The organism is Mordavella massiliensis, from assembly GCF_016902415.1.
In the GTDB taxonomy this organism is placed as follows: Bacteria; Bacillota; Clostridia; order Lachnospirales; family Lachnospiraceae; genus Merdimonas; species Merdimonas faecigallinarum.
The window spans coordinates 1-12,248 of the sequence record NZ_JACJLV010000053.1; the positions used below are offsets into that span (position 1 = coordinate 1).

A 12,248-nucleotide genomic window follows, 5' to 3' on the forward strand; every position below is an offset into this window, starting at 1 on the left:
GCTATATATTATATACTTTGAGTGTTCATAAAAATAAAGAGGTGAATGTACGTGAACATACAAAAGTATGATATCGTGAATGAGCTTGTGAATAATAACGAGAAAAACCAAAGGGAGCTGGCTAGGGCAACCGGTTATTCGGTAGGTAAAGTAAACAGTTCTATCAAGGAGTTAAAAGAAGAAGGCTATCTGACTTCAGATATGAAACTTACAGAGAAAGCTAATGCTGAGTTGAAAAAGAGAAAACCGCGTAATGCCGTTATTCTGGCTGCCGGTTATGGGATGCGGATGGTTCCTATAAATGTGGAAGTACCAAAGGGGCTTCTTACAGTAAAAGAAGAGCCTCTGATCGAACGGCTGATCTGTCAGCTTCATGAGGCGGGAATCTACCAGATTGATGTGGTGGTGGGATTTATGAAGGAACAGTATGAGTATCTGATTGACAAATATCAGGTAAATCTGGTGTTTAATAAAGAGTATAGTTCCAAAAACAACCTGCATTCTTTGAACCGGGTAAGAGAACATCTTGGAAATACCTATATTATTCCATGTGATATCTGGTGCAGCGAGAATCCATTCTCAGATCATGAATGGTATTCCTGGTACATGGTGACAGACCGTGCAGATGACCGGAGTTCGGTACGGGTGAACCGAAAGAAAGAACTTGTCAGAGTCAAAGGAGATGAGCCGGGCAATACAATGATCGGTATTGCATATATCCTGGATCAGGAGGCGGATCTGTTAAGAGAAGCACTTCAGGAAATGGCAAAGAAGAAGGCATATGACCAGTCCTTCTGGGAGATCGCTTTGTTTGAGGGGGACCGGATGATCGTAGCGCCGAGAGAGGTGTCGGATGAAAAAGTGTCTGAGGTCAATACCTATGAGCAGCTGCGTGAACTGGACAGTGATTCAGATCAGCTTCAGTCAGATATTATCCGTTTGATCAGTCAGGTGTTTTCCTGTGATGAGAGAGAGATCACGGAGATTAAGTCGTTGAAAAAAGGCATGACCAACCGATCCTTCCGTTTCCGATGCCGGGACAGATATTATATTATGCGGATTCCGGGAGAAGGTACCGGGAAAATGATCAACCGGAAACAGGAATATGAGGTGTATCAGCAACTTCGAGGCAGAAATATTACAGATCCAGTTATCTATATGTCTCCGGAAAATGGATATAAGATCACAGAATACATCCAGGGAACCAGGACCTGTGACAGTGATGATATGGAAGATGTCCGGAGGTGTATGCGGTACTTACGGCAGTTTCATGATTTAAATCTGAAGGTAAATCATACCTTTGATCTGTTTGGTCAGATAGATGATTATGAAAGCCTTTGGAACGGCGAGACTTCTATTTACCGGGATTATCACGAAACCAAAGAAAATGTCTGGAAATTGAAGCAGTATATTGACCGGCAGCCAAAGCAGATCGCGCTGACTCATATTGATGCAGTTTGTGACAATTTCCTGCTGAAAGATGACAGGATTTTTCTGATTGACTGGGAATACGCAGGAATGCAGGATGTGCATGTGGACATTGCCATGTTTGCAATTTATGCCATGTATGACAGAAAACAGATTGACAATCTGATTAAGGCATATTTTCCGGAAGGAGTAGAAAAAGCAGTTAGGATCAAAATATACTGTTACATTGCGGTATGTGGGCTTTTGTGGAGTAACTGGTGTGAATATAAACGGATGTGTGGTGTAGAGTTTGGAGAGTACTCGATCAAACAGTATCGATATGCCAAAGAATTTTACAGAATCGTAAAAAATGAAGCGGGAGAGGAGATATAAGAACAATGCATAAAGTGGAGCGGGCCATTATCATGGCGGCGGGAATTGGGAAGCGGATGCAGCCGGTTACCTTATACACGCCGAAACCGATGGTAAAGGTAAATGGAATACGAATGATCGATACCGTTATTCGCGGGCTGCATCAAAATGGTATATATGAGATTTATGTTGTGGTTGGTCACCTGAAAGACCAGTTTCGAAAATTGGAAAAAGAATATGAAGGTGTTCAGTTAATTGAGAATCCATATTATGCAGTTTGTAACAATATCTCTTCTCTGTATGTTGCCAGAGACCATATAGAAAACGCCATAATACTGGATGGAGACCAGATAATTTACAATCCGGAGATTCTGGCGCCGGAATTCGAACGGTCCGGATATAACTGTGTGTGGACCGATAAGGAAACAGATGAATGGCTTTTGACCGTTCGAAACGGAATTGTTGAAGAATGCAGCAGGACCGGAGGGAAAAACGGATGGCAGTTGTACAGTGTGTCGCGCTGGACCAGTGAAGATGGGAAAAAGTTAAAAAGACATCTGGAAATGGAGTTCGAACAAAAAAAGAACACACAGATTTACTGGGATGATGTTGCCTTGTTCTGCTATCCGGAAGAATATCAGCTGGGAATCCGAAAGATGAACCGTGAGGATATCATTGAAATTGATAATTTGAATGAATTGATGCAGATGGATCCGGGATATCAAAACTATGAAATGGGAGGAGCGGTATTATGAAGAAGGAAAAAGATAAAGAGTATAATAAAATTGATTGGATGATTACATTATTGCCACTGGGAACAATTATCGTTCTGTGTATTCTATTCTTTTTCATGCCGGAACAGTCCAATACAGTGGTCAGTCAGATCCGGTTTGTATTAGGTGATACTTTCGGTACGTATTATCTCGTGATCGGACTGGGAGTTTTTCTCATATCACTGTTTGTTGCAGGGTCCAAATATGGAAGGATCGTGTTGGGAGGGCAGGATGAAAAGCCGAAATATTCCTTTTTTGCATGGGGATCTATGATGTTTACGGCAGGTCTTGCTGCGGATATTCTTTTCTATTCTTTTTCGGAATGGATCTTGTATGCAACAGATCCGCACATTGCTGAACTTGGAAGCATCCAGGACTGGGCAAGTGTATATCCTGTCTTTCACTGGAGCCTGATCCCCTGGGGGTTCTACCTGGTACTGGCAGTCGCTTTTGGATTCATGCTTCATGTAAGAAAGAGAGACCGGCAGAAATATTCCGAAGCGTGTCGCCCGATTCTGGGGAAACACACAGACGGGATCTTGGGAAGGCTAATAGACTTACTGGCCGTATTTGCCTTGATTGCCGGAACGGCAACTACATTCAGTTTAGCGACGCCTCTGATGGCCAGTGTGATCAATGTCCTGTTTGGAGTGGAATTGAACCGGGTGGCAGTGACGATCGCAATACTAATCATAACCTGCATTGTGTACACGTATTCCCTGCTCCATGGATTTAAAGGGATCAGTATCCTGGCGAAAGCCTGTATTTATCTCTTCTTCGGACTTCTTGCTTTCGTCCTGCTGTTTGGCGGAGAGGCAAGATATATCATAGAAACCGGTTTTTCTGCGCTTGGAAGGATGGTTCAGAACTTTTTCGAACTGGCTACTTATACGGATCCGGAGAGGACAACATCCTTCCCCCAGAACTGGACGATATTCTACTGGGCATACTGGATGGTTTGGTGTGTGGCGGCTCCGTTTTTTATCGGCAGCATTTCCAGAGGGAGAACGGTACGCCAGACGATTCTTGGCGGATATATATTTGGAGTGGGCTCCACTATTATCAGCTTTATTATTCTGGGCAATTATTCCCTGGGATTACAGGTATCCGGGAAAGCAGATATTATTGCTATTTATGAAAAGTCAGGAGATCTGTATGATGTGATTATCTCTATTATTCAGACATTGCCATGTGCGCCTTTTGTGTTCGTAGTTCTATTGTTAGCCATGGTGGCGTTTTATGCGACATCCTTTGATTCTATTGCGTTGATCGCCTCCTGCTACAGCTATCATAAAATTAAGGATGGCGAAATGCCGCATAAAGTGATAGAATTAATGTGGTGTGTCTTGCTGATCCTTCTGCCGATCGCTCTTGTCTTTTCTGACAGTTCTATGAGCAATCTGCAATCTGTCAGCATTATAGCGGCGTTCCCGATTGGAGCGGTTATTGTACTGATCGTTGCCAGCTTTTTAAAAGACGCCCGGAAATATATGGAGGAGAAAGGTATTAATACATAATGAAACGAAAGACAATTCAGGCGCTGATTCTTACGGCAGCGTTGGCTGTATCATCACTGACACCGGTGTCTGCGGCAGAAATGGATACTGGCGATCAGACTGGAGTGGAAGGACAGCGGGAAGAGCCTCTGACGACGGAGGAAAGTCAGGAACTGGCGGAGGAGAAAATCCTAAATGAGGATCAGGAAACTATACCTGGTGAAACAGAGGACAATACGGATTCTTCATCGGATGTAGTTATGCCAGGGAATGACGGAGAAAATCCGCAGGCGGGAAATCCACAGGTGGAAAATCTCTTGTCCGGCTCCTGGATTTTGAATGCGACAGGCTGGTGGTATGCTTATGATGATGGCTCTTGGCCCTCAAATGGAATATTTGATATTAACGGCACAAAGTATGCATTTGATACGTCAGGATATATGGTGACTGGCTGGTATCTTGATCAGGACGGCTGGTATTATTTCAATGGAAGCGGAGCCATGATGACGGGCTGGCAGCTGGTGGGCGGCTCGTGGTATTATCTGGACGGAGCCAATGCAGAGCATCCGGGCCTGATGGTAAGTAACTGCGGAAAAGAGATTGGTGGGCAGAAATACTTCTTCAATGGAAGCGGAGCGATGTACACAGGCTGGGCATTGTTGCCGGAAGGGTGGTACTATACCAACGGAAGCGGAGCGATGGTGACGGGGTGGCAGTTAATTGGCGGCACCTGGTACTATCTGGATGGGGCAAACGCAGAGCATCCGGGTCTGATGGTTTCCGGCGGCTGGAATCTGATCAACAACGCATGGTATTACATGAATGGCAGTGGCGGAATGATGTCAGAATGGCTTCTTCTTGGGAATACCTGGTATTATCTCGGTAGTGATGGAGCGATGAAGACAGGCTGGCAGCAAATCGGCGGTGCCTGGTACTATTTCTATACAGAAAATGATCCTAATGGCGGTGCTCATGGGGCAATGGCGGTAAGCACGACCATTGACGGCTGGGAGATTCTGGAAAGTGGCATAGCAGTGCAGGATCTGGCGGCTAAGATTAACGAGATCAAGAAATATATCTATGTACCCTATCGCTATGGAGGAACCGCTCCTAGCGGATGGGACTGCAGTGGTTTTACCCAGTGGGCGTTGTATTATCTTGGAGGCATTACAATACCAAGAACGACAACACTACAGGCAGCGGGAGGAACTAATATCGATAAAAATCATATGGAGTTATGGAAGCCGGGAGACGTGCTGGTATATCAGTCGGGTTCATCCTTTACACATGTGGCACTGTATCTTGGGGACGGTATGCTCATGCATGCGATCAATTCTAAATACGGCACAATGATACAGGGTGTGACATATTATGAGCAATGGGATAGCGGCAATCATCTGGCTTTAGTAAGACGATATTTATAAAAACAGAATTCGTTGAAATTCAGGAAAGACTGCGGTATAATTGAGTCAAGTTTAGTTTTCATGTAAGCTATCAAACTAGAATGAAAAGAGGGAGGAGCGTATGAAAAAGAGATTTGTCCAAAAAATCGTAGTCTTTTCTCTTGTCCTGGCAATGCAGGCAGCACCGCTGTCTTATGCTGCGGATGAAGGAACCGGGGGACAGGCGGGAGAAAACGTAATGATTACGGAAGATGACGGCACAGAAGGAAATGAACCCGGGGGTACTGGAAATACCGACGGTAGCCAAAATCCACAAACCCCTGACAGCTCTTTAGAAGAAGAGCCCGGCAGTTCGGGGGGGATGGGAAATGGTGGAGAAACCGGTAGTGCAGATGATTCCGGAAATATCGGAGAACCTGGGAATATCGGAGAACCCGGAAATACGGAAGAATCAGGAACAGAAGAGCCGACTACCCCAGAGGCTCCGGCAGATCAGGGAAATCCCGGCTGGTATAGGCTGGGGAATGATTGGTACTATTATGACGCCAGTGGAGCAAAGGCCTATGGCTGGCGACTGATCGGAGGCTCGTGGTATTATCTTGATCAGAACAATACAGAGAAACCAGGAGTGATGCTGTCTTCCGGCAGATATATGATTGGAGGCACCACCTACTTTTTTGATGCCAGTGGAGCGATGCGGACCGGCTGGATCAGAGAACCAGAAGGCTGGTATTACGCAAACGGTAGCGGGGCAGTGGTGACCGGATGGATGGCACTGGGAAATACCTGGTATTATCTGGATGGAGCGAATGAGAAATACCCGGGGCTGATGCTGGAGAACGAAAAAAAAGTCATCGGAACTGCGACTTATTTCTTTGCGCCGGGCGGAGCTATGCGTACCGGCTGGATTGATACGGAAGAGGGCTGGTACTACAGTGACACGACCAGTTCAACGGGCTGGAAATATGTGAATGGCGCATGGTACTATCTGGATGGAGCGAATGAAACACACCCGGGCCTGATGGTGGCGAATGAAAAGAAAGTCATCGGAAATGCGACCTATTTCTTTGATGGAAATGGAGCAATGCGTACCGGCTGGATTGATACGGAAGAGGGCTGGTACTACAGTGATACGACTAGTTCTACTGGCTGGAAGTATGTGAATGGTGTCTGGTATTATCTGGATGGTGCAAACACAGAATATCCGGGACTGATGGTTGCTGACTGCGAGATGAATATTGGTGGAGTCGTTTATTCCTTTACTGCATCTGGAGCAATGATCACTGGCTGGGTACAAAAACCGGAAGGCTGGTATTATTATAACGGTAGCGGTGGAAAGGTAACGGGTTGGGTACTTGGAGCGGCCTGGTATTATCTGGATGGAGCGAATGAGGAACATCCTGGCTTAATGGTAACTGATTGCAAAATGAATATCGGAGGGGCTACTTATTTCTTCCAACCGTCCGGAGCTATGGTAACCGGTTGGACGCTTAGACCGGAAGGTTGGTACTATACTAACGGAAGTGGCGCTATGGTAACGGGTTGGGTACAGTACGGTGGTAAATGGTATTACCTGGATCCTGCCAATGAAGAGAATCCGGGACTTATGGTATCCGATTGTACGATGTCCATCGGAGGACAGACTTATGTGTTTAGATCTGATGGGGCAATGCGTGCCGGCTGGGAGCAGGATGCGGACGGAAACTGGTATTATTATGATACCTATACTGGTCAAATAAAATCCGGATGGCAGTATATCGGCGGTGTCTGGTATTATCTGGATCCTGACGATGGAAATAAGATGCTTGGAGAAGGCTGGCATACGATCGGCGGCGCCTGGTACTATATGTATGGAAGTGGCGCCATGGCGACAAACTGGCTGCAGGTTGGCGGAGAATGGTATTATCTTGGCGGAGACGGCGCTATGAAGACCGGATGGCAGTATGTTGGCAATTTCTGGTACTATATGTATGACAATGGTGTGATGGCAAGAGACACCACGATTGACGGCTATTATCTGCAGCCGAATGGAGCTATGATGACAGCAGAACAGTACAATATGTATCTGCGGGCTCAGATGTATGGCAGCAGTACTGGCTATCTGATCCTGGTAGACAGGGCGGCCTGCCGGGTAGGAGTCTTCAGTGGAAGATCTGGATCCTGGAATATGGTTTACTTCTGGGCATGTGCACCTGGTACAGCAGCTACGCCAACGGTAGGCGGAGAGTTTACTGTGCAGGGGAAAGGATACTATTTTGACTCGGGTTCTTCCAGATGCTACTGGTATACACAATTCTATGGAAACTATCTGTTCCACAGTGTGCTTTACAGCAAATATAACGGCAGTCTGGTGGATGGAAGAGTTGGTATCCCGTTGTCGCACGGATGTGTCAGATTGGAAATTAATAATGCAAAATGGATTTATGACAATATTCCGAGAGGAACAAAAGTTGTGATCTACTAAGATTGTGTGAACAGAAAATGAGGGTGGCCTTGCAGAAGCAGGGTCATCCTCTGGCTTTGTGTAGCTAACCTTTAAAACCTTTGCCTTTTCAGAAGTAATCGTATATAATAATAATGTTATGTAGATAGAAAGAATCAGGAGAAGAGTTTACTCATGAAATTGGGGAAGATAAATAAAATAAAAATATTGGCGGCATGTCTGGCGGCGATGGCGTCTGTTGCTGTACATGGCGGCGAGGCAGAAGCGGCGGGAGAAACAAAGATACACTTTATATCTCTTAATAGTACAACAGACGCTATCTTACTGGAAAGCAACGGCCATTTTGGAATGGTGGACTCTGGGGAGGACTGGGATTATCCGGATGGAGAGACTTACCCTTTGAGAGATGGAGTGACGCAGGGGATCGGATTTGAACAGCAGGTGATCCACTACTTAAAGAGTGTGGGAGTAGAGAAACTGGATTTTTATATTGCTACGCATTCTCACAGCGACCATATCGGATCTGGAGATGAGATTCTGGATGCGTTCCCAACAGACAGGCTGTATATTAACCGATATGATGATTCTTATATTATTGATGCACACGGAAAAGATCCGGAGGATCCTTATTATCATGAAGGTGCAGACGAAACCAGGCTATGGGACAATCAGTATGTTTACGATCAGATCATTGAGGCGGCAGAGAGAAATGGGACACAGATTATTACAGATCTCGATCTGGAGGGAAATAAAGAATCTCGCAGTTTTTCTCTTGGAGACATGAACATTCAACTTATGAATTGTTATAAAAACAGAGATGAAAATGGTATAGTTATTCCTGTGGCTGATGAGAACGATAATTGTATTGTGACGAAAGTAACAGCTTTTGGCAGAGTAGCATTATTGACAGCAGACTTGGATCCTACAGAAGGAGATACAGTTCGAGTAGCCAGTCAGTTGATTGAGGAATTGGGGGATCAGGAAGAAATAAAGAATGAAGAAGATATTGATATTCGGATCAAAAAATCATATGAGACTAATGATTATGAGGCGGAAACAAATATTGAATTAGACCTTCCAGAGAATCGTACGATGCGAGAAAATAATGATGAAGAAAAAATAGATGAATCAAAGAAAAATACAGGACGGACAATTCGTATTGATCTGATGAAAATGCTTCATCATTCTATTGATTATAATAATACGACTTATTTTCTGACTTCTTTGAATCCTAAGACGGCAGTAATCACAGGATATGAGAGCTGGTTTAATGCTAGAGAAAGGGATTGTCTTCCTAATACGAAGGTATATGCTACAGCAACGGATTCTGCGGCAGTAGTTGCAACATTTTCCGAAAGTGGCATCAAGACGAAATATGAAAAACTGGAGCCGGAATGGTATCAAATAGCCGGACTATGGTATTATTTTGACTCTAATGGACGTACATTTACCGATCAAGGTGCACACGAAATTGACGGAAAGATTTATTGTTTTGATCAGAAAGGCGCTCTTTCTACTGCAAACCGATGGGTACAGGTGAATGGAAAGTGGAGATATTGGTTGACAGGTGGCGATTATTATAAAAGCGATTGGTTAAATATAGAAAACGAATGGTATTATCTGGATGAGAATGGAGATGCAGTTACAGGATGGAGAGAAATTCGAGGTCAATGGTTTTACTTCTATGATAATTGTCAGCTAGCTACTGATACATGGATTGGAAATTATTATGTAAATGAGTTTGGAGCATGGGAGCCAACTGCAAGCAGAAATGAATGGGTTCTTTCCGGAAACCGTTGGTGGTATCGTCATGCTGATGGAAGTTATACGACTTCAGGATGGGAAGAAATTGATGGACAGAAGTACTATTTTGACAGTGCGGGCTGGATGGTAACTGGTTGGCAGTGGGTAGAAGATAAGTGCTATTACCTGACGTCCAGCGGAGCTCTTGCTACAGATACATGGATTGATGGTTATTATGTAGATGAATCCGGTGTTTGGATTTCGGAAGCAGTAAGAGATGAGTGGATCTTATCTGGGAATCGATGGTGGTATCGTCATGCTGACGGAAGTTATACTACGTCTGATTGGGAATTAATTAATGGGAAATGGTATTATTTTGATGGAGCGGGCTGGATGGTGACGGGGTGGATTCGGTCTGATGGAGATTGGTATTATTTGGACTCTAGTGGAGTTATGGTTACAAATGCATGGGTTGGAAATTATTATTTAAAGTCAAATGGGGAGATGGCTGTATCGGAGTGGGTAGATGATGGGAAGTATTACGTAAATTCAAATGGAGAATGGATTGCATAATTATGAATTTTATGAAAAAGAGGTTGGTTTATGGAGAAAGATAAAGGGAAAGTTAGTGTTTTATTATCTTTATATAACCCTGATAAAAATTTTTTAGAAAAGCAACTAAGATCATTGGATGAACAAACGTATACAAATATGGAAATACTTATTTTTGATGACTGTATCGAAAACAGGTGTAGTTTAACATTTATAGAAAAATGTATCAGGAAAAAAAAGTATAGAGTTTTGCCATATTTAGATAAAAATCTCGGTTATGTAAAAGCTTTTGAATATTTAGTGAAAGAATCAGACGGAGAGTTTATTGCTTTTTGTGACCAGGATGATGAATGGGATAGAATTAAAATAGAAAAATGTGTTGACAAAATAAGGCAGGAGAAGACGCTGCTGGTTGTTTCTGATCGGAGAATTATTAATGGGTCGGGAAAGGTGATATGTGAGTCTGTTAGACATAATTCGAACCAAAAATATGAAACATGGAATTCGTATGATGATATAGGAATATATAACTTTTTTACAGCATGCGCTCCGGGAATGAGCATTGTGATGGATGGAATTTTCGCAAAGAAGACAGTACCATTCCCAGAATTTACCGGGCATGATAAATGGGTTATTGCTTGTGCAAATGCGTGTGGAAAAATTTCATATTTAGATGAACCATTAGTGTCATATAGGCGACACAGCAATAATGTTAGTGGTATATTAGAAGGGATTACCAGTAAAAAAGATTATGAAGAGCAACGTATAATTCCACATTTGCAATTGGTGAGGGAATTTCAAAAAAGATATCCATCTTACCAGGGAACAAAAATAGCACTTGAGTTTGCAGAGGCCAGAAAACGGCATAATATTTTTGAATTATTAAAGTATAGATGGATAGCGCCGGAGATTGTGAAGTTTGAGATTATTATGGCATTGCTACCTGATACTATTATAAGGATTGTTATAAAAACACTTCAAAGAAGCGTAAAGGTATAGAATTTACACAGAGGAGTTGCTTATAAAATGAGGTCATTGAATAGAATACCTACTAATAAAGAGGTGTTTTTTTGGAATATTTTAGGAAGTTTTACTAACGCATTACTTTCAGTTGTTTTGTTGATGCTTGTGACACGTTTTCTAAATGATAAGCAATCCGATATTTTTAGTATTGCATGGACTATTAGCCAGTTAATGGCGACTGTTGGAACTTTTCAAATTCGTACATACCAAGCGACAGACGTAACAGGTGTTTTTTGCTTTAGAGAGTACTTCATATTCCGCTTGATTACAATATGCCTTATGATGATTAGCAGTTGGGCATATATTCTTGAACGCGGATATGAAGGGGAAAAAGCATTAGTCGTTTTTCTTATGTGCCTATTTAGAGCAATAGATTCTTTGGAAGATGTGTATGAAGGGTGGTTTCAGCAAAAAGAAAGACTTGACCTTGCTGGTAAGGCGTTGACATATCGAATTGTTTTGTCAGTGATAGGTTTTGGAATGGTATTGCATGTTACCCAAAATCTCGTGCTTGCCTGTGTCATATTGATATTCGTATACTTTATATGCTTTTTTATGTTTGATATCAGATATCAAAGAGATGTGCATGTTTTGAAGGATATAAGTGTTTCAGGAAAAAGAGATCATGTAAAATGGCTTGTGAGTATTACTTTAGAGGGATTGCCTTTATTTATAAATGCATTTTTAATGATGTCTATTACTAATGCACCTAAAATGGTTTTGGATGTGTCAATTGAGCAGGGTGAATTTGAACAAGGTGTTCAAACGATTTATAATATTATTTTTATGCCAGCTTCCTTTTTGAACCTGGCTTATATAGTATTTCGTCCGTTAATTACACAAATGGCTATTGTTTGGAATTTGGGGAAAAATAAGAGATTTCTTTTAATACTATCAAAAATAGTAATATGCTTATTTGGATTTGGGATATTGCTTGTTGTAGGAAGTGCTGTGTTAGGAATACCAATTTTGTCGTTTGTATATGGCATTGATCTTGTTCTGTATAAAAAAGAACTTTTGATCCTAATAATAGGAG

Annotated in this window: 8 protein-coding genes; all 8 read left to right on the forward strand. The window is 42.7% G+C overall.

The window, feature by feature from the left end; translation table 11 throughout:
- Positions 1-51: 51 nt before the first annotated feature.
- Positions 52-1,800, forward strand: a complete 1,749-nt coding sequence (locus H6A13_RS11435; RefSeq protein WP_204909697.1) for a phosphotransferase — start codon at positions 52-54, stop codon at positions 1,798-1,800.
- 5 nt (positions 1,801-1,805) lie between these two features.
- Positions 1,806-2,534 (forward strand): NTP transferase domain-containing protein, encoded by a 729-nt coding sequence (locus tag H6A13_RS11440; RefSeq protein WP_204909698.1) that lies wholly within the window; start codon positions 1,806-1,808, stop codon positions 2,532-2,534.
- Complete coding sequence (locus H6A13_RS11445; protein ID WP_204909699.1) at positions 2,531-4,069, forward strand: BCCT family transporter; 1,539 nt, start codon at positions 2,531-2,533, stop codon at positions 4,067-4,069. Before H6A13_RS11440 ends, H6A13_RS11445 begins: the two co-directional genes overlap by 4 nt.
- Positions 4,069-5,472 carry an NlpC/P60 family protein gene (locus H6A13_RS11450; RefSeq protein WP_204909700.1) on the forward strand — a complete coding sequence of 468 codons (1,404 nt, stop codon included), beginning with the start codon at positions 4,069-4,071 and terminating at the stop codon, positions 5,470-5,472. The genes H6A13_RS11445 and H6A13_RS11450 overlap by 1 nt, the downstream gene beginning before the upstream one ends.
- A gap of 100 nt (positions 5,473-5,572) precedes the next feature.
- On the forward strand, positions 5,573-7,915 hold the full coding sequence (locus H6A13_RS11455; RefSeq protein WP_204909701.1) for a L,D-transpeptidase family protein: 2,343 nt from the start codon (positions 5,573-5,575) through the stop codon (positions 7,913-7,915).
- Between the two features lie 153 nt (positions 7,916-8,068).
- Positions 8,069-10,210, forward strand: coding sequence for an MBL fold metallo-hydrolase (locus H6A13_RS11460; RefSeq protein ID WP_204909702.1), 2,142 nt, complete (start codon positions 8,069-8,071; stop codon positions 10,208-10,210).
- A 30-nt stretch (positions 10,211-10,240) separates the two neighbouring features.
- The gene (locus H6A13_RS11465) at positions 10,241-11,188 is read left to right on the forward strand and encodes a glycosyltransferase (protein ID WP_204909703.1); all 948 of its coding nucleotides are present in this window, start codon (positions 10,241-10,243) and stop codon (positions 11,186-11,188) included.
- Between the two features lie 27 nt (positions 11,189-11,215).
- A partial coding sequence (locus H6A13_RS11470; protein ID WP_204909704.1) for a lipopolysaccharide biosynthesis protein occupies positions 11,216-12,248 on the forward strand: 1,033 nt, incomplete at its 3' end.

Excerpts from the sequence above, each read along its gene's own strand:
- H6A13_RS11460 (WP_204909702.1), top strand. The coding sequence starts at position 8,069 with ATGAAATTGGGGAAGATAAATAAAATAAAAATATTGGCGGCATGTCTG.
- H6A13_RS11450 (WP_204909700.1), top strand. The coding sequence starts at position 4,069 with ATGAAACGAAAGACAATTCAGGCGCTGATTCTTACGGCAGCGTTGGCT.
- H6A13_RS11440 (WP_204909698.1), top strand. The coding sequence starts at position 1,806 with ATGCATAAAGTGGAGCGGGCCATTATCATGGCGGCGGGAATTGGGAAG.
- H6A13_RS11455 (WP_204909701.1), top strand. The coding sequence starts at position 5,573 with ATGAAAAAGAGATTTGTCCAAAAAATCGTAGTCTTTTCTCTTGTCCTG.
- H6A13_RS11445 (WP_204909699.1), top strand. The coding sequence starts at position 2,531 with ATGAAGAAGGAAAAAGATAAAGAGTATAATAAAATTGATTGGATGATT.
- H6A13_RS11465 (WP_204909703.1), top strand. The coding sequence starts at position 10,241 with ATGGAGAAAGATAAAGGGAAAGTTAGTGTTTTATTATCTTTATATAAC.